The organism is Chryseobacterium sp. Marseille-Q3244 (genome assembly GCF_940807095.1).
GTDB lineage: Bacteria > Bacteroidota > Bacteroidia > Flavobacteriales > Weeksellaceae > Chryseobacterium.
Genome location: NZ_CALNWX010000011.1, coordinates 136627 through 155618, shown reverse-complemented (window position 1 = coordinate 155618; position 18992 = coordinate 136627). Strand labels below are relative to the sequence as shown.

The 18992-nt window shown below is 36.5% G+C and carries 14 protein-coding genes and 1 pseudogene; all 15 read right to left on the bottom strand.

All coding sequences use genetic code 11. The annotated features are described in order from the left end of the window. Positions 1–126, bottom strand: a pseudogene (locus NBX25_RS18275) (aquaporin); the annotation flags it as partial. A gap of 27 nt (positions 127–153) precedes the next feature. After that, positions 154–3609: a DUF6443 domain-containing protein gene (locus NBX25_RS18270; protein ID WP_250254774.1), complete on the bottom strand. Its 3456-nt coding sequence runs from the start codon at positions 3607–3609 to the stop codon at positions 154–156. A 4-nt stretch (positions 3610–3613) separates the two neighbouring features. Continuing rightward, positions 3614–7021 carry a hypothetical protein gene (locus NBX25_RS18265; RefSeq protein ID WP_250254773.1) on the bottom strand — a complete coding sequence of 1136 codons (3408 nt, stop codon included), beginning with the start codon at positions 7019–7021 and terminating at the stop codon, positions 3614–3616. Positions 7022–7038: 17 nt separating this feature from the next. Next, positions 7039–8661: a T9SS type A sorting domain-containing protein gene (locus NBX25_RS18260; protein ID WP_250254772.1), complete on the bottom strand. Its 1623-nt coding sequence runs from the start codon at positions 8659–8661 to the stop codon at positions 7039–7041. A gap of 233 nt (positions 8662–8894) precedes the next feature. After that, positions 8895–9482: a bifunctional phosphoribosyl-AMP cyclohydrolase/phosphoribosyl-ATP diphosphatase HisIE gene (gene hisIE, locus NBX25_RS18255; protein ID WP_250254771.1), complete on the bottom strand. Its 588-nt coding sequence runs from the start codon at positions 9480–9482 to the stop codon at positions 8895–8897. Then, entirely contained in the window at positions 9479–10231 is a 753-nt protein-coding gene (gene hisF / locus NBX25_RS18250; protein WP_250254769.1) for an imidazole glycerol phosphate synthase subunit HisF, read from the bottom strand. Before hisF ends, hisIE begins: the two co-directional genes overlap by 4 nt. Continuing rightward, complete coding sequence (gene hisA / locus NBX25_RS18245; RefSeq protein WP_250254768.1) at positions 10224–10946, bottom strand: 1-(5-phosphoribosyl)-5-[(5-phosphoribosylamino)methylideneamino]imidazole-4-carboxamide isomerase; 723 nt, start codon at positions 10944–10946, stop codon at positions 10224–10226. Before hisA ends, hisF begins: the two co-directional genes overlap by 8 nt. Beyond that, positions 10946–11527, bottom strand: a complete 582-nt coding sequence (gene hisH / locus NBX25_RS18240; RefSeq protein ID WP_250254766.1) for an imidazole glycerol phosphate synthase subunit HisH — start codon at positions 11525–11527, stop codon at positions 10946–10948. Before hisH ends, hisA begins: the two co-directional genes overlap by 1 nt. Position 11528: 1 nt before the next feature. After that, positions 11529–12623 (bottom strand): bifunctional histidinol-phosphatase/imidazoleglycerol-phosphate dehydratase HisB, encoded by a 1095-nt coding sequence (hisB, locus tag NBX25_RS18235; RefSeq protein ID WP_250254764.1) that lies wholly within the window; start codon positions 12621–12623, stop codon positions 11529–11531. Positions 12624–12625: 2 nt separating this feature from the next. Then, on the bottom strand, positions 12626–13651 hold the full coding sequence (gene hisC / locus NBX25_RS18230) for a histidinol-phosphate transaminase (RefSeq protein WP_250254763.1): 1026 nt from the start codon (positions 13649–13651) through the stop codon (positions 12626–12628). Position 13652: 1 nt separating this feature from the next. Then, on the bottom strand, positions 13653–14930 hold the full coding sequence (hisD, locus tag NBX25_RS18225; protein ID WP_250254762.1) for a histidinol dehydrogenase: 1278 nt from the start codon (positions 14928–14930) through the stop codon (positions 13653–13655). Positions 14931–15082: 152 nt separating this feature from the next. Then, a complete protein-coding gene (gene hisG, locus NBX25_RS18220) occupies positions 15083–15940 on the bottom strand; it encodes an ATP phosphoribosyltransferase (protein WP_250254760.1) in 858 nt (285 codons plus the stop codon). Between the two features lie 248 nt (positions 15941–16188). Further along, the gene (locus NBX25_RS18215; protein WP_250254758.1) at positions 16189–17286 is read right to left on the bottom strand and encodes a glycosyltransferase family 4 protein; all 1098 of its coding nucleotides are present in this window, start codon (positions 17284–17286) and stop codon (positions 16189–16191) included. Beyond that, a complete protein-coding gene (locus NBX25_RS18210; RefSeq protein ID WP_250254756.1) occupies positions 17283–18059 on the bottom strand; it encodes a polysaccharide deacetylase family protein in 777 nt (258 codons plus the stop codon). The genes NBX25_RS18215 and NBX25_RS18210 overlap by 4 nt, the downstream gene beginning before the upstream one ends. Beyond that, positions 18060–18989, bottom strand: coding sequence for a glycosyltransferase family 2 protein (locus NBX25_RS18205; RefSeq protein ID WP_250254755.1), 930 nt, complete (start codon positions 18987–18989; stop codon positions 18060–18062). Positions 18990–18992: the final 3 nt, after the last annotated feature.

The window sequence follows — 18992 nt, the reverse complement described above, 5'->3', positions numbered from 1 at the left end:
TACAGCATATGCCATGGTAAGAACAGTAAGACCGAAGGCAAGAGCAACCCCTAAAAGTCCGATGCCAATATCAGGAACACCGGCTGCAAAAACAGCGCTCCCGCAACCTCCGAAAACAAGCCAAAATTAAATGAAACTTCATTTTCATAGTATTTAATCATTTGTATAATCTACTTTTTCAACACCAGGCCCAGTTTCAGGTCTTGTTAATATTATAAAATTATGAACTAATTTGTATTCCTTCCAGCTATCCCTAAAATCTCTATCAGCTTGTGAAGCAGATGTACTAGCACTTCTACTATACCCCAATGTAGGATGTGTATGAAAACTAGTATTTGTATATAATCCACGTCTCTTTAAGTCATTTCGATTAATAGTTGTAATAGAGCTTGAATAAGAATTACCTCCATAATCATCCATATAAACGCTATTAATTTTGGCATCTTTCGAGTCTTCATTAGATAAATAGGCTCCAGATAACTCAACTCCTACATAATCAGATAGCTTAACTGCAAAGTCCTCTAACTGCTTTAAGGTAGGTTGTCCTTTCTCTCCAACATCAATAATATTGTCACTAGTTTTAAAGTTTTGGCCATCCTTTAAAATTCCTTTCGCAATATTAGCTACTTCTACTTTAGCTTCTCCTTTTTTATTATATGCTACATTTCCATTTTTATCTGTTTTAATAATTCTATCAGGAAGATTATTCGTTTCTCCAACTTGTTTTACATCACCTGTTTTTATATTAAAGGTGAAATCAGTCTTAGGAGCTCGTCCATCCGGATCAATAAACCTTATTGGGTTATCAAAAGCATAATTATATGGACTCCATCTTCTCATCTTCTCCGCCAAAGGATCCACAACACCCCATCTTCCTAAATCCGGCATATACATCCTAGCCCCATAATCATACATACCAGTCTCCTGCAGCTCCTTTCCATTGTACTTATAACTATATAACCCTCCAAAATTAGAAGCCCCAAGCATTCCTGAGATATGGTTGAGACCAAAAGGATAATAGTTATTCGTATCGGTAATTTCCAGAACCCCTGCGCTGTCTTTGGCAAAACTTACCCGGGTATTGCCTAAGTGATCTTTATACTGGTAAATATAACGGTTTTCTGTGAAACTGTAAAAGCCTTCTGAAGTGGGTACAAAATCCAGTTTCCATGCTGGGGGATCTCCTATATTAGGAAAGGTTTTTTCGAGACTTCCATAAGCTTGCTCCTCAAAAGCAGATTCGGTACGACAGGTCAGACAGAGTCCTCCACCCTCCCGGTATGAGTATTGGAAGCCATCCAGATAATCGGTCATACTGGTTCTAACCGATCCTCTCGGAGGCCGGGTTGAATAGGTTTTTCTTAGTTTGGTACCATCTGCACGGTATAAATATCCAAGATTAGCACTAGTTTGCTGACCAACAATAATAGGATCCGGATGGCTCATTGCAAATGCATTGGGAAGGCTAAGATGATTATAACCAATAGTATTGATTCCCTTATCCTTCATATTGATCATACTTCCGTTCACATCATAATCTATTATATTATTACCGCCTTCATACCCGGTATCATTCATCGCAGATTCTATTACCTGATTCAGGCGGTTTCCGGTGTATTTATATTCAAGGTTATCTACCAATGCAGGAGTTTGACCTGATACTGGAGTGGCTTTCCGTTGCAAAGTATTGATATTCCCATTCAGATCATAGGTAAGATATTCATCAAAATTACCATTGGCAGGATTAGTGGCATTAGGTTCTGAGTAAAAGCCATTTTTTAAACGGTTCAGAGGATCATATTCATAGTTGTATCTTTTCAGAATATCTTCTGAAGAATTCTTCCAGTCGATCTCTGCAATATTTCCGTTAAACTTCCCAGGTGATTTTGCTGAAGATACAGGATTATGATATTTTATTTCATACCCAAACAATTTTCCATTTAGATTCGAAGGATCATTGATCTTAGTCATCCAGCCGCGGATATTGTACTTATAATCTATCTGCTGAAGCGCAGATCCTGCAGCAATTCCACCCACTTTTTTAGATTCCAGCTGGGAAAGTTCATTATAGGTATTCTGGGTAAGGATTTCCGTCGGATTAGCATCTACCTGATGTTTGTGAACCAAAAGTCTGTTCTGGTGGTCATAGTCAAAGGTTTCTGTGATGACTCTTTCTGTGTCTGTTTCCAGTCTCTTATGTTTGGTGATCACCGTTTGGGCTAGTCCTGCAAAATCCAGCTTGGATTCTGTTTGGGTATAGCCTCCCAAATGATTAATGGAATGGGTTCCTATCACTCGTCCTTTGGGATCATAATACGTATAAATCTTGGTCCAGTTGTCATCTTCAATATTTTTTACCAGACTCATCAAAGGAAGTCCTTTGGTACTTTTCCCTTCCGGGGATACCGTTTCTTTTAGTGTTTCTACTCCCTGAATGGTAGAAGGAAATGATGGATTAAAGTTATACCCCGGATAAATATCATAATAATTAACCGAAAAGACTGTTTCAAGATAAGGGAAATTGGTGTTAGTATAAAATATCTGCATTCCGTTTTTTGTAAAGCCGGTGGCAGATCCATTCTCAGTCATCACCGCCGCTCCAATCATTGTCTGCATATAAGCTCTGCTGCTCCCACTCACAATACCTGTTATGATTACTCTTCCTAATGCATCGTATTTTGTAAATAACCATTTATTCGTTGGGCTCATATTAGCATCCTGGGTAAATATTAACCGATCAGCCTTATCATACACCATATATTCCCAACCTTTACCAGGAAGTTTCTTTTCTACCAGTCTTCCTCTTCCATCATAACGGTACTGGTAACAGAGATCATTGAGCAGTGATTCATTAATAGGTTTTTGAACCGCATTGGGAGGAATTACAAAGGCCAGCTGATCGTATTCGTTATAGACATAGTAAGTATCTGCCTGCTCGGTGGAGCCCATCAGCTTTCTTACCAACAAGGTTTGGCCTTTTCCGTTTTTGAACTCCACCGTTGGATTTCCATCTTCATCTGTCACTGTATTCTTATACAAGGTACCAGGTGCATATAAAACAGCTGGAGATAAACTTATCCCACTTTTAGTGGCTCCGTTTTCCCAGGTGGTAGTGGTAATATGCTGGTACACTTCATTAAGAACATTAGCTTCATACCCAAACTTCACAGGCTTAGTACTCCAGTCATTCCCCACCTGGATCTGTTGCTGAAGCCTGTTCAAAGGAGAGTTTTCCAATATTTTCTCGGAATAGATCTTTTCTGAGCCATAAGGAGAATTGCTGGCATTGGATAAAGGATTGGGAATAATCCCCCCATTCAAAGTTCCTGATTGAGGTACGGGAAGATAATCTTTTACCTGTCTTCCGAACTGGTCATATTCAATGTGAGTAACCACATCCTTTCCCAAGGGAGAGGCTTTTACATTCACTACCTGTTTAGGTCTTCCCAAACCATCAAAATACTGAACGGTTTCTGAGGTTTTTGAAGGGGTCGTTCCATTATAATCAAGATAGGTCTTGGATTGGATATAGTTTTCTCCCGGGGTAAGCTGCGCATGGACTGAATGGCTTATCAGCAGCATGCCTATGGGAATTATAAGTTTTTTCATCGTCTTAGTTTTTGTAATGGTAGTTGAATTCTTTTAATAGTTTTCCGGTATTATTATGCTCTCTGATTTCTTTAAGCCTTCCGGCAGTATCATAAAGGTAAACTTCACGGATTCCGGAGGGAGGGGTAATGCTTCTTACTCCAATTAATGGATCATAACTGTAGGTTGTGATCTGATAACCGGACAAATTATTCCTAAAGTCCTTAAAGGCATTGTGCAGATTGGTTTCATCATTATTTCTTTCAGCGGCAGCATCCAGATTAGAGGCATTCACTATACTATCTATAAAAGGTTGCCCAATGCTTTCGAGTTTTGCATTTTCAATCTTGGCAATAGGCTGAGTTTGGTTGTACCCCCAGATAATGACTATTGATACTCCCGATCTGTTAGTATACTGCACAATATTCCCTTTAGAATCATACTTATCATAACTCAATTCTGTTGATCCCTGATTAGGATTTTGGAGATCATAAGACAATACTGAGGTCGGAAATAATGTAGCAGGATCGTCATACTTAGTTTCTTCTTTGAAAATAATTTTATCATTCTTCTTAACCTCTGTTTCCAATGCTAGCTCAACCATATTGGCCGAAATCAGTTTCTGATTGCCTTTTTCATAGGCATATTGGTAAGCAGATTGCGTAATTTCTCCTGACGGAAAAATACTCGTTGTATTTTTTAAATTGATGGCCTTATTTAGATCCGTCTCATAATAATTATAATTTATTTTAGTAATACTGTTACCATTTGAAAAATACTGAGTGTTTATTTGTTTATCAAGCAGCAATTTTCCACTTTTTAAATAATTCTCAGTAGATGCTTTGATGTAAAAGTCAAGGATATTACATTCTCTATTTGTACAATATTGAAGAAGTTCAAAATTTGTTGAAGAAGCAATTCTGTCCTTATAATGATCAATTCTATCAATTGAAAGGTCATTTTTAATGTAATTGGTTCTATACAACATTGTATCTGTTTCCACAATTGCACCATTCTCATTGTATTTTGTTATTGATATCGGGTTTTTATTTACAAATTCATATGGGTCCCATTGAGCATTAGGATCATAAATATCTAAATCCCTTCCGGCTTCTTCAAACTGGTATAAAGTTTTTCCTTTACCATTATGTTTTTCAGTTACATATTTATAGGTCACCACATCATTTCCGAAAACACTACTTGATTCTGCTTGATTATCTGATACTTCTAATCCAAAACAAGGATCTGGAAAAATATAAACGGGTGGCCCATTTTGCATTCCATTACCATTAGGATTATTTAATGCATCCATAATTTTTTTATGGTATCTATTCTCCAGTATTTTGACAAATTTTAATGGTGATGTAAACCTAGCCGAGGATCTTTGTAAAGAATGGCCTGGATCCGTATAATCAAATGTTTTCCTTTGATAAGTCGTAACCCCATCAAAATCAGAAATAGATTTAATTCTTAATCCCCCTACAATAGTATTCTGATTAACTTGTTTTTTAAAATACTTTTGCTTTGTTATGCTTATTGAAGCAGAGCAGTATGCCGTTGGATCATTTCTCTGAAGCATAACTTTAAGTCTTTTTTTCTTTGTTGGATCATGAAACGGAACTTCTTGTAAAGTACCATTTATCATTTTTTTTATACTTTTTGGAATAAAGTACGGCTTTCCTGAGGCATCTCTATAATATTGCTGAAGAATCTTCCAGGTACCATTATTCTGCAATTCTTGCAGGTATCCATATCCGTTGCTTCTTTCATTGATAGACTGGGGAGTTCCTATAGGAGTACTATTTAAGCAACTATTACCGAAATCAATATGATATGTAATTGAATCTGAAGGGTTGCTCACATTATAATCCAAATAAAATTCCGAAGAATATTCTTCAATATTAAATTCATCCTCATTATGAAATGCTCCGTAAATATTATTTAAATATTCTTCTTCAATTGTAGGAATAAGAGCTTCCTCCCAGATTCTGTTTCCTTCATATTCGAATGAAGAATATCCTTTGGTAGGATAGTTGATTTTCTTTAAAATAAAAGATTCTGCTGCAACTTCATTTACAGATCGGTCAGAACCATCGGATGATTGTGGAATAGTATATAAATGCGGATAAATAGCCTTAAAAGAATTATTTTTTCCATTATGATATCCCCATAAATCTTTTGAGTAACTATTTAGAGAAGGAAGATTATTTTCATTATACTCAAATGAATACTCAGAACTATCTAATATGTTTTTTATTCCTTTCAACTTTAATCTATAATTTTGATATGGGGTATTAGAAACTCCATTATTAAAATAATCTAAGTTCGTTTTAAAACCTGATATCAAAGATGAATGTGAAAAAACCTTTATATTATCTAAAGCAAAAGAATATCCCTCCAGTCCGTCAATATCTTTTCTTCCTAAGCTACCAGTTATAGTATTTGTATAATTAAATTCAACTGTTCCCGATGGGAAAGTTATCTTGGTTAGTAAGAGATCTGTAAAGTAATTTGTAGTTGTACTGTGTGTGTTTTTAAATTTGTCCGCACATAAATTATCATACGTTGTGATTCCCGATGGAAATTGTAAAAGTATTGAGTTTGTAGAAAATTGTAAACTATTATTACGTATTTGTTTTTTATGTTTAAGCATTTTATCATACTCAAAACCTATAGTTTTGCCTGATGGAAGATTGATTGCTGTTAAAAAATAGGTTGTTACATTAACTTCGGACATAAGAGATGATATATTTCTCCTATCTATAAAACTTTTTTTCGAAAAAATATATTTAACACCTTTAGGATCTGTAATAGAAAAGACACCATCCAAATAACTAATTATAGCATTTTCATAAGGAATTGAATGAAACTGTCCATTACTACCTCTAAAAAAAGAACCTGAAATTGTAGGTAGATTATAGTGGTAAATATCGGGTTGAGTATTAAACTGACTGTTCTGCTCCCACAAGTTATAAAACATTGATTTGGCTGGTTCAGTCAATGACATAAAAGTTGAATATTGATATGCAGAAGGTTGTTTTGGAAACCATGATCCCCCATCGTTTGTCCCCAGGTCTTCTTTTCCGTGCTGCTCTACAGTAATTGTGTTGGGTATTCCCAATGTCCACCCCAAACCTGTAACACTTGAAATCTCATCTACTTTAATACCTCCTGTATTATATGATAACTTAATGGGAATATCAATACCATCAACCTTTATATTATAAATAGGTATTTGTACATTCAGTTTACCTGTTCTATAATCTACAGGAAAATCTGTAGCTTTAAAAAGACTATAAGAATCTGGTGTTGTAGGAACTATGAATTTTTCGCTTTTAATACCTACATTCGATTCTAAATTATTCTGGGCGCTATAAGAAATACTAAGGAATAATAGAAAAGCAAAGTAATATATTTTTTGTGTCATTTTCATTATTAATTAATTTGTATTTATTTCTTAATCAGCTTTGCATTCGCTGTTTTATTATTATCAGTTTTTATGGTCACCAGATATGCTCCTTGTATCAAAGCCTGGGTATCAATCTTAGTTACTCTGTTCTTAGTTTTGAAGCTCTGAAGCTGTCTTCCGCTCATATCATAGAGCATGATATCAGCCTCTTTAAAATCAAAACCAATTTCTACGTAGGCATAGTCTGATACCGGGTTCGGATAGATCTTCATTTCATATTTGGCAATCAGATCACTTACCTGCTTGTCGCCAAGCTTTACAATCTTCCAGTTTTCTTTCCCTAATTCTTTGGCACTGGTTCCCGCTAACACAATAGAACCATCTCTGTTCAGCTTTAAATCTGAAAGTCTTTCCTCTTTTTGTCGGGATTCTCCTGTTATATGTTTTCTCCACTGTTCATTCCCGTTGCTGTCTAAATACAGCATCCAGAAGGTCTCATCATCTTTTTGTATTCTTCCTTCGGCTTGAGTGTAACCACCAAGTAAAATTCCTTTTGAAGACTTGTCATCTGCGGAATGAATCACACTCATTCCCATCAGAATATCACGGTTTTTGAAATTGTAGGACTTTTGCCACTGCTCCTCTCCTCTTTCATTAAGGGCAATCAGCCATAGATCCGTACCTTCTTCAATACCTACTGTTTTGTTTCCTGATCGTTCGGATCGGGATTCACCACCAATAACATAACCGCTTGATGTTAAAGCCAAAGTTCTGATATGGTCGTCTCCCTTACCTCCAAAGTTCTTTTCCCATTCTACTTTTCCATTTTTATCCAGTTTGACAATCCAGTAGTCGCCTTCGCCGAAGTTGCTGCTGGCTTTTGGCTTTCGGCTAATGGCTGTTGGAGTAACAGATTGTTCACCTAAAGACTTCTCTTCGTGGGTTCTGGCTCCTGAACCCATATCACGAACCTCAGGACTTCTGGAATAAATTCCTAATAAAGCTCCACCGTCCTTCGTTGGAATCATTTTTTCGACTTCGTCTAAGCCTTTTCCGCCTAATATCAATTGAGAAAGTTCTTTACCGTCTTTGTCGAGCCTGGTTATCCAGACATCTTTGGAACCATAGCCTTTGGAAGAGTTTTGAACATTTCCGGCGACAAAAAAGCCTAAGTCTGTCGTTTGAATAACAGATTTAGCTTCCTCATCAGAAGAAGTGCCCAATGTTTTCTGCCATAATTCATCCCCGAATTCATTGATCCGGATGAGCCATATATCGGAACCACCTTTGGAATCATCTTTTTTATCGAGTCCTTTTCCTGAATAAGAAGTTCCGGCTAAGAGAAATCCTCCATCCTGAGTGCTTACTGTTGCGGATAAATAGTCATGATTTTGCCCTGAGAAATACTTTTCCCAAGCCTGTTCTCCCTGCTGATTCAGCTTCGCCAGATGAAAATCATAGCCGTTGTTTTGTTTATTGCCTTGTTGGAGTTTATCGCTCTGTATAGAGCTGCCTGTAATAAGATACTGCTGATCGATGGTCGTAGTCACCTGACTTAGAAAATCCTGAGTAGTGGATTGGATGTCTTTCTGCCAGAGTACTTCCTGAGCAGACATACCCAGAACCGTGCATATAGTACATGCACCGAGATAAATTTTTTTCATTCCCGTGTTGTTTTTGAGTTTAATGATTAGGTTTTTAAATTCGCGCAAATTTAACTTTTTTTCGTTAATACAAATCATATCCATGTGATTTAACACCAAATATTTGTAATGAATTATGGAATTTCATTACATTTTTATGATTTTATACTATTTTATCCAAAGCTACCACAGCACAACGACAAAAGCTGTCGTATCTTTTCAATAAAAAAACCTTTGAAAAAATTTCAAAGGTTTTATTGATTTCTGCCTTGGAGAACCTCTTCTATCTCTTCCAGCGCAAATCCTTTTGCTTTTAATAAAATGAGTAAATGATATAAGAGATCAGCGGCTTCATTTTTAAAGAGAGTTTCATTATTATCTTTAGCCTCAATAACTAATTCTACAGCTTCTTCTCCTACTTTTTGAGCCATTTTGTTCATTCCTCTCTGATACAGTGAATAGGTATAGGATTCATCAACTTTGTCATCAATCCTTTGGGATATTTTTTCTTCCAGTTCGTATAAAAAACCCTTTGAAGTCTTTTCTCCAAAACAACTGAAGCTTCCGGTATGGCATACTGTATTTGTGGGAATGACCTTAATCAGTATCGTATCCTGGTCACAATCTATATCAATACTTTTTACGGTTAAAAAGTTACCCGATTCTTCTCCTTTTGTCCAGAGTCTGTTTTTGGAACGGCTGAAAAAGGTAACTATTTTTTCTTTTTTTGTTTTTTCAAAAGCTTCCTTATTCATATAGCCCAGCATCAGAACTTGCAGCGTTCGGTTATCCTGAATCACCACCGGAACCAATCCGTTTTCTTTATTAAAATCAATATTCATCGTACTTGTATTTTTTGAGTTTTTAATTGTTGTTTTAAATCCTGAATTCCTATTTCATTAAAATGGAATATACTGGCTGCCAAAGCTCCTGTAGCCTTGGTTTCATTAAATACTTTAACAAAGTCATCTACAGCTCCGGCTCCACCGGAAGCAATCACAGGAATGGTTACCCGCTCTGAAACCTGCTTGGTAATATTGAGATCAAAGCCGTTTTTAGTTCCGTCACCATCCATGGAGGTTAACAGGATTTCCCCAGCTCCCAAAGCTTCCACTCTCCTTGCCCATTCTACCGTATCAAGCTCTGTAGCCTCTCTTCCTCCTTTGATATGAACAAGATCAGTTGAGCCTACTCTTTTGGTATCTATAGCAACTACCACACATTGGCTCCCGAATTCATTGGCTAACTCAGAGATTAACTTCGGATTTTTTACAGCTGAAGAATTGATACTGATTTTATCCGCTCCCGCTTCCAAAAGCTTGCTCACATCTTCCACAGAGGCTATTCCACCCCCAACAGTAAACGGGATACTCAACTCCTGAGCGATCTTCCGTACCAACTCCACGAAGGTTTTCCTGTTTTCAATGGTAGCTGTAATATCAAGAAAAACAAGTTCATCCGCACCCTCCAATTCATATTTTTTAGCCAGTTCTACAGGATCTCCGGCATTTTTCAGATCCTCAAAATTGATTCCCTTCACTGTATTTCCATCTTTAATATCCAGACATGGAATAATTCTTTTTTTAAGCATTTTCAATAAAATTTTGAAGTTGTTTCAGACTTATTTTCCCTTCATAAATAGCCTTTCCGATAATTGTTCCTGTACATCCTATATCTTTCATTTTATAGACATCTTTAATCCCCGAAATTCCACCACTGGCCACCAAGTGTAACGACGTTTTATATAAAATTTCAGTATAAAGACCTGTTGAAGGTCCCTCCAGCATTCCATCCTTCGAAATATCCGTGCATATGGTCGTTTTAATTCCCTTTTTCTGATATTCCAGAATAAAATCAATAATGTCTTTATCACTTTCTTCCTGCCAGCCGGAGGTTTTGATTTTTCTATTCTCACAATCAGCTCCCAGAATAATCTTATCCGGGCCATATTTTTCAATGATCTGAAGACAAAATACAGGATCCTGTACTGCAATACTGCCTAGAGTGATCTGCTTCGCTCCTGAATTAAAGACTGTTTCAATATCCTGCGAGGTTTTTAGTCCACCCCCAAAATCAATTTGTAAAGAAGTAGATTTTGCAATATTTTCAAGCACTTTCTGATTCACAATATGTTTTGATTTTGCACCATCAAGATCCACCAGGTGAAGAAACTGAATACCAAAGTCTTCAAATTCCCTGGCCACTTCTACAGGATCTTCATTGTATATTTTCTTTGTGTTGTAATCCCCTTTGGATAAACGCACACATTTTCCTTCAATAATATCGATAGCCGGAATAATCTTCATTATGATAAGTTTATAAAGTTGTTAAGTAGCTGGCTTCCTACACTTCCCGATTTTTCCGGGTGAAACTGTACCGCATAAAAATTATCTTTCTGCAAAGAAGCACTAAATGAAAGGATGTAATCACAAACGGATGTGGTAAATTCCGATAGTTCACAATAATAGCTATGCACAAAATATACATCATTTTCAGCTTCAATTCCTGAAAACAACGGAGAGCTTTGTCCTAAAACCGTGTTCCAACCCATATGGGGAACGAGTTCCAAAGGCGGGAATCTTTTGACATTGATATTGAAAATTCCCATTCCCTCTGTATTTCCTTCTTCGTTTCCTTTGCACATGAGCTGCATTCCCAGACATATTCCCAAAACAGGTTGTTTCAATGTTGGAATAAGTCGATCAAGTCCTTTTTCTTTCAACAACTTCATGGTAGACGAGGCCTCACCTACACCAGGAAAAATCACCTTATCTGCTTTCAGGATAAGTTCAGGGTCATCCGTAATGACTGAGCTGATATTTAACCTGTTTAAAGCGTTCTGTACAGAGCTTACATTACCTCCGTTATATTTTATTATTGCAATCATATTATAAACTTCCTTTAGTGGAAGGTAAATTATAGTTGATATCAGATTGATTAACCGCCATTTTCACCGCTTTGGCAAAGGCTTTGAAAATAGATTCAATCTTGTGATGTTCATTCTCTCCTTCTGCTTTAATATTTAAATTGGTTCTCGAAGAATCTGTAAAGGACTTAAAGAAGTGAAAGAACATTTCCGTGGGTACATCTCCTATCTTTTCTCTTTTAAATTCAGCATCCCAAACCAGCCAGGATCTGCCCCCAAAATCAATGGCTACCTGCGAAAGGCAATCATCCATAGGAAGCAGAAAACCATACCTTTCAATCCCTTTTTTCTTTCCTAATGCCTTTAAAATGGCTTCCCCCAAAACAATACCCGTATCTTCAACCGTGTGGTGTTCATCTACCTGAAGGTCCCCATTAACTTTGATCTTAAGATCCATATTTCCGTGTCTGGCAATCTGTTCCAACATGTGGTCAAAAAAATGAAGCCCTGTAGAAATTTCAGATTTGCCTTTTCCATCGATATTTATCTCAATTTCTATTTCCGTTTCATTGGTCTTTCTGTAGACTTTTGCTCTTCTCATTCCGGATTTTAAGAACTGGTAAATCTCAACCCATTGCGTTGTTGTCAGATCAGATTCACTATTAAAGCTTTGGTTAAGAAAAATAGATTTAGAACCCAATTTTTTAGCAAGTTGCACATCCGTACTTCGATCACCAATTACATAGGAATTTTCGAGATCATAATCACCATACATATATTTCGCCAACATTCCTGTTCCAGGTTTTCGGGTGGGCAGATTCTCGTGTTCAAAACTTCTATCAATTAAAATATCACTGAAAATGATGCCTTCATTTTCAAAGGTTCTGAGCATTTTTTCATGAGGGACCGTAAAGGTTTCCAGAGGAAAACTCTCTGTTCCTAATCCATCCTGATTAGTAACCATGACCAATTCATAATCCAGTTCATTGGCAATTTTTGAAAGATTTTGCAAAACTCCAGGATAAAACTCCAGTTTTTCCAGCGAATCCACCTGAAAATCAGTAGGAGGTTCAATAATCAAGGTTCCGTCCCGATCGATAAACAATACTTTTTTCATACTTATATGTTTTTTAAAAGGGTTACCAGCTTCTCATTCTCCTGGCGATTTCCTATATTTATTCTGATGCATCCCGGAATAGCCGGATCTCTTCTGCTTGTCAAGATTTCCTGTTCCAGCATTTGTGCATATACATTGTCAACATCTTTTAGCCTGATTAAAAAGAAATTAGCATCTGTTGGAAATATTTTGCCAATACATGCAATTCCTTTAAACTGACTCCTCAGCCATTCACGCTCTGCTACAATATCACGTACATTCTCTTTCAGCTTATTTTCATCTTCAAGAGCACTCAGAATTAGCTCCTGGCTCAATGCATTAACGTTGTAAGGTGCTTTCACGGTATTAATCAACTGAATAATCTCTTCCGAAGCATAGGCAACACCTACTCTGGCTCCTGCAATCCCCCAAGCCTTCGAGAAGGTCTGAAGAACAATTAAATTGGGATACTTTGTCAACAGCTCAAGACTTGATTTTTTCCCGGAAAATTCTATATAAGCTTCATCCACTACAACAATCCCATTGAAGTTTTGAAGGTAAAATTCAATATCTTCAGTGCTATTCCCGGTTGGATTATTTGGAGAACATAGAAAGAAAACCTTGATAGATTCTTTCTGTACTATTTCTAAAAAGTCATCTTTTACAATATCAAAGTTTTCATCCAAATTCAACTGTAAAACCCTGTTTTCATTGATCGTGGCATAAAAACCATACATTGCAAACGAGGGGTTCATCATTAGGATAGAGTCTTTTTTAGGTTCACAGAAAATCTTAATGATTAAATCGATGAGTTCATCACTTCCGTTTCCTATCGCTATTTGTCCGGGAGAAAGATTTTTAAGCTCAGATAATCTGTTTTTAAGTTTTCTTTGGGTAGAATCCGGGTAACGGTTCCATTTTCCAAAAGGGCTTTCATTAGCATCTAAAAAAGTAGGATCATTAAACTCATTATGATCTCTGAAGCTTATATAAGGTTTTAATTTTAAAATATTTTCTCTTACTAATGTATTGATACTGATTGTGTTCATATTATCGTTTTAATCTTATTGATACTGCATTTTTGTGAGCAAGAAGCCCTTCTGCTTCTGCCATTATTTCTATTGTTTTTCCTAAACTTTGAAGTCCTTTCTTCGATAAATGCTGGAAGGTAATTTTCTTCACAAAACTGTCCAGGGATACACCACTGTAATTCTTTGCATAAGCATTTGTAGGAAGGGTATGATTGGTTCCGCTTGCATAATCTCCGGCACTTTCACAGGAATAATTCCCAAGGAATACAGAACCTGCATTCTGGATCATAGGGATATATTTTTCAAACTCACCCAGCGCAAGAATAAGGTGTTCCGGAGCATATAAATTGCTGAACTCAACGGCTTCCTCAAGACTATTTAACAAGATAAAGCAACTATTTTCAAGTGCTTTCCCTGCCATTTCATTTCTCGGTAAGCCTTTGATTTGACGTTCAACACACCTAATAACCTCATTAAAAACTTTAAAGTCTGTGGTTAGAAAAATCACCTGGCTGTCACTGCCGTGTTCTGCCTGTGAAAGCAAATCGGCAGCACAGAATTCCGGAATAGCTTGCTCATCACCAATCACGAGAACTTCACTAGGTCCTGCCGGCATATCGATAGCGACTCCATACCGTTGGGTATACTCTTTTGCTGCTACTACGAATTGATTTCCAGGGCCAAAAATTTTATATACTTGTGGGATGCTTTCAGTTCCTAAAGTCATAGCTGCAATGGCCTGAGCGCCTCCAGTTTTGAAAATCTTTGAAACTCCGCAGAGCTTTGCCGTATATAAAATGGCAGGATTAACATCTCCATTTTTATCTGGTGGTGTACACAGAATGATTTCCTCACATCCAGCAATATTAGCAGGGACTGCAAGCATCAAAACTGTTGAGAATAAAGGAGCTGTTCCCCCGGGAATATAAATTCCTACCTTTTCTATCGCTCGGTTTTCTCTCCAGCAAACCACCCCTTTTGCTGTTTCTATTTTCTGAATCTCCGGATTTTGTGAATCGTGAAATTTAAAAATGTTTTCTTTTGCTTTTTGGATAGCCTGCTTTAAATCATTACTAAGCTGATTTTCCGCATTATTTATTTCCTCTTCTGTAACAGCAATGTTTTTGGTTTCGGCTTTATCAAATTTTTTATTGAATGCTATTAAAGCTTTATCTCCTTTGTTTTCAACTTCAGCAAATATTTCAGCAATCAGTCCGGAAATCTCTTCCCGTTCAAAAACAGGTCTCTGTACCAGCTTTATCCATGAATCTTTTGTTGGATATCGATATATTTTCATTTGTATTATTTTTTATTGATCTCTCATTTTTTGAACCATTAAGTTTATTTAAGCCGCTAAGAATCATCTAGATCATTGTTGAATTCATTAAACTTAACTTATCTTAATTTTTCTTTACTGTTCGTTACTTTTCTTAACAGTATTATTCTTCTTTAAATCACCATTTTATCAATGGGAATAATGAGTATATCTTGAGCTCCATTCTCCTTCAGCTCATCGATAACTTCCCAGAAACGCTCTTCATCAATTACAGAATGAATACTACTCCAGCCTTCTTCTGCCAATGGGATCACCGTAGGGCTTTTCAGTACGGGAAGTACATCTGCGACTTTTTGGATTTTATCATTGGGAACATTCATCAGGATGTATTTTGAATTTTTTGCCTTTAAAACTGCTTTGATTCTGAAAAGAAATTTATCCAGAATAGATGCTTTTTCGGATGATAATTGTGGCGTTTGAGCCAGAACTGCTTCTGATTTTAAAAGCGTTACCGTTTCCCTCAATCCGTTTTTGAATAAAGTACTTCCGGAACTTACGATATCGCAAATTCCTTCTGCAAGCCCGATATTGGGAGCAATTTCTACGGAACCGGAAATCACGTGGATATCTGAAGTGATTCCTTTTGCTTCTAAAAAATGCTTAAGAGTGTTAGGGTAAGAAGTGGCAATTTTTCGGCCTTGGAAGTAGCCAAGATCATCGGTTTCAACTTCTTTTGGGACAGCAATGGAAACACGGCATTTTGAAAACCCCAGTTTCTCAACAATTTGAAACTGCTTTTGTTTCTCAATTAAAAGATTTTCACCCACAATAGCAACATCCACCACTCCATCTTCCAGATATTGAGGAATGTCTGAATTCCGAAGGTACATGATTTCCATCGGGAAGTTATCTACCGAAACTTTTAGCTGGTCTTTTCCATTGTTGATAAAGATTCCACAGTCTTTAAGAAGCTGCAGGGATTCTTCGTACAGCCGTCCACTTTTCTGAATCGCAATTTTTAATTTACTCATTTCGTCTTTTTGAGTCCGAGCAAATAAAAACTGATCTGTTGAAATTTCTGAAGAGAATTCAGGAAACAAAAAAAACCGTCTATTTACTCAGACGGTTTTTAAATATTTTTGATTTTAGCACAAACATATATCAATCAATTCCGCCTAACAGAGATGATGATAATAATGATGTAATGCTAAAAATATTGGTTTCATTGTATTGAATTATGATGCAAATGTAGGATTTATTTTTAAAATCCAAAGTTTTTTTAAATAATTTTTTGATAAAGTTCCATCAGATTCTTGGCAATGGGTTCATCATTGAACTGTTGAACAAACTCGAAACCCTTTTCCTCACGCCGTTTTCTTTCGGATTCATTTTCCCACAAAAATTTGATCTTGGCTTTGATATCAAACTCATTGTTTGGATCAATATATACCGAATCTTTCCCTCCTGCTTCCGGCAGACAACTTGTATTGCTGGTTACCACTACTGTTTTGGAGAAAAGTGCTTCTATGATAGGAATGCCAAAGCCTTCAAAGAAACTTGGATAGACAAAAATATCTGCCAGCTTATAAATCACAGCCAGTTCATCCATAGAAACTCCCTCCAGAAACTGCACCTGTGTTTTCATTTTATTTTTTTTCAGGAAGCTTTCTATTTTTTGATAATATTTGGTTTTTTTTCCTACTACCACCAACGGAATTCCGGTGTCTTTGATCGCTTTTACTACATTCAGAAGGTTTTTACGATCTTCAATGGTTCCTACATTCAGAATGAATCTTTCAGGAAGTTTGAATTTGTCTTTAGCCATCTGAATCTGTTCCGCAAACTGTTGTTCTTTAAATGCTTTATGACAGCCTTGATAAATAACTTCAATTTTACTTTCAGGAACTTTTAAGAACTCGATAATGTCTCTTTTCGTCTGTTCTGAAATTGCAATGATCTTATCTGCCATATCAGCCGCTTTTTTAAACTTCCAAAAGTGGATTTTACGATCAAAAAAAGAATAATATTGAGGATATCGTACAAAGATCAGATCATGAATGGTAACGATCTTTTTAATCGGTTTCTGATCCCATTTCAAAGGCAATTCACCAGATAAGCCATGGAAAATATCTGCCCCTACCTTTTGGGCATCTTTTCCCATTTTCAACTGGCGTGAAAACTTTCCTTTTGAGGTTTCTATAAACTTAACATTGGAGCGTTCAAGAATGTCTTTTCCACGCTCAGACTTGTTCTTGTTGAGCAGCAGATATTCATTGTCCGGTTCATATTGAGAAAGTATTCTTACCAGATCTCTTGAATAATTACCTAGCCCTGAGGTGTTATGGAAAAAACGTTTTGCGTCAAAAGCAATTTTCATGCGTGTACCTGTTTTTGAAATTCTTGAAAGGTACCAAAGGTATGACCTTTTTCTTTAAGCCATTCTACAAAGGCATCAAACCTTGCCACCATATCTTTCCCGGAATTTTTCACCGTAAAACCAGGCAATTTGAATGCTTCCTCCTTGATGGATGAAAATTCCCAGGGATGAAAATAAATATTCAGATACTTATCTTTTTTCAACACATCAGCTACCAGCTTTTTATAGAAAGCTAAAGGGAAATTGTGAAAACTTAACCAGAATAAGGGAATTCTGAAATTCGGTGAAACAGAAGCAGGAACCTGCATGACATTTCCTTCATTAAAGTAAGTTCTTGAAACTTTAAGGTTGTTATATCTTCCCGGTAAAAATGTAGGATTAATGGATGAATTGTATAAATATCCTGCTTTTTCCACTTCTTTTTCATCTACCGGCATCATTCTCGGCATTCTTAATCCGGTCACTTTTGTGGAGAATAACTCTTCCAGTCTTTCTCTGGATTCTTTCAGGTGTTTGTCTTCAAATTCTGAATGAAACCAAGTATGAGAGGCCAATTCATGTCCTTCGTTTAATAATCTTTCAATAAGATGTTTGCTGTTTTCTGCAAAGACTACGGTAGAAAAAAAGGTTGCTTTTGCTCCGTGTTTTTTAAGAATATTTAGAATATTTTCAAGTCCGTGCTGAGATATAGAGATTTGTTTATCAAAAGAGATCTCTCCTTTATATTCTAAAGGCATGTCAAACTCCTCGATATCAAAACTTAATAAAACCATTTAAAAATTTTTGTTTTTTATAATATAATTAGGCCTTTCTTTAACCTGTTTAAAGATCTTACCTAAATAAATGCCAATGATTCCCAGGATAATCAGTTGCAGCCCTCCAAAGAATACAATGGTCATAATTAACGATGCCCAACCTGAGATTTCAGTATGCACCACAAATGAATGGATAACATAAGCAACATATCCAATCACTGAAAGCAGTGAAAATAAGAACCCCAGATAAGCCGCTAAATAAAGAGGTTTAACACTAAAGGCAGTAATTCCTGTAAAGGCAAATTTGAGCATTTTTTTCAGGTTATAGCTGCTCTCTCCTGCTAATCTTTCTCCCGCTGTAAAGTCTATTCCGATTTGTTTGTAGCCCATCCAGCTGGTTAGTCCTCTTAAAAACAGATCATCTTCTTTGAAGCTTCTCATTGCTTCTACGGCATTGGCATCCATCAATCTGAAATCAGATCCACCTCCTTTGGTAAGATTCACATCTGAAAGACTGGATAAAAGCTTATAGAAGACATCCGAGGTTTTCCTTTTGAAATAAGAAATCTGTTTAGGATAAGTTCTTACTGTAAAAACAATATCATATCCTTCTTCCCATTTTTGAATCATTTCTGGGATAAGCTCCGGGGGATGCTGAAGATCGCCATCCATTGAAATCACAGCATTTCCATCAGCAAAATCCATTCCGGCTTTTACCGCCGGCTGATGTCCAAAGTTTCGGGAAAACTCAATAAATTTGACTTCTTCATACTTTTGAGACAGTTCCTCCAGCTTCTTCTGTGTGTTATCTCTGCTTCCATCATTCACAAAAATGATTTCAAAGGTATAATTCTTCAGTTCCGAAAAAACTTCTTTTATTTTTTCATGAACTAAAGCAACATTCCCTTCTTCGTTGTGGGCAGGAATAACAATAGAAATTTTCTTCATACA

What these genes read in the sequence shown, in the direction of transcription:
- NBX25_RS18270 (WP_250254774.1), bottom strand. Translation starts at nt 3,609, where the DNA reads ATGAAAAAACTTATAATTCCCATAGGCATGCTGCTGATAAGCCATTCA.
- NBX25_RS18265 (WP_250254773.1), bottom strand. Translation starts at nt 7,021, where the DNA reads ATGAAAATGACACAAAAAATATATTACTTTGCTTTTCTATTATTCCTT.
- NBX25_RS18260 (WP_250254772.1), bottom strand. Translation starts at nt 8,661, where the DNA reads ATGAAAAAAATTTATCTCGGTGCATGTACTATATGCACGGTTCTGGGT.
- hisIE (WP_250254771.1), bottom strand. Translation starts at nt 9,482, where the DNA reads ATGAATATTGATTTTAATAAAGAAAACGGATTGGTTCCGGTGGTGATT.
- hisF (WP_250254769.1), bottom strand. Translation starts at nt 10,231, where the DNA reads ATGCTTAAAAAAAGAATTATTCCATGTCTGGATATTAAAGATGGAAAT.
- hisA (WP_250254768.1), bottom strand. Translation starts at nt 10,946, where the DNA reads ATGAAGATTATTCCGGCTATCGATATTATTGAAGGAAAATGTGTGCGT.
- hisH (WP_250254766.1), bottom strand. Translation starts at nt 11,527, where the DNA reads ATGATTGCAATAATAAAATATAACGGAGGTAATGTAAGCTCTGTACAG.
- hisB (WP_250254764.1), bottom strand. Translation starts at nt 12,623, where the DNA reads ATGAAAAAAGTATTGTTTATCGATCGGGACGGAACCTTGATTATTGAA.
- hisC (WP_250254763.1), bottom strand. Translation starts at nt 13,651, where the DNA reads ATGAACACAATCAGTATCAATACATTAGTAAGAGAAAATATTTTAAAA.
- hisD (WP_250254762.1), bottom strand. Translation starts at nt 14,930, where the DNA reads ATGAAAATATATCGATATCCAACAAAAGATTCATGGATAAAGCTGGTA.
- hisG (WP_250254760.1), bottom strand. Translation starts at nt 15,940, where the DNA reads ATGAGTAAATTAAAAATTGCGATTCAGAAAAGTGGACGGCTGTACGAA.
- NBX25_RS18215 (WP_250254758.1), bottom strand. Translation starts at nt 17,286, where the DNA reads ATGAAAATTGCTTTTGACGCAAAACGTTTTTTCCATAACACCTCAGGG.
- NBX25_RS18210 (WP_250254756.1), bottom strand. Translation starts at nt 18,059, where the DNA reads ATGGTTTTATTAAGTTTTGATATCGAGGAGTTTGACATGCCTTTAGAA.
- NBX25_RS18205 (WP_250254755.1), bottom strand. Translation starts at nt 18,989, where the DNA reads ATGAAGAAAATTTCTATTGTTATTCCTGCCCACAACGAAGAAGGGAAT.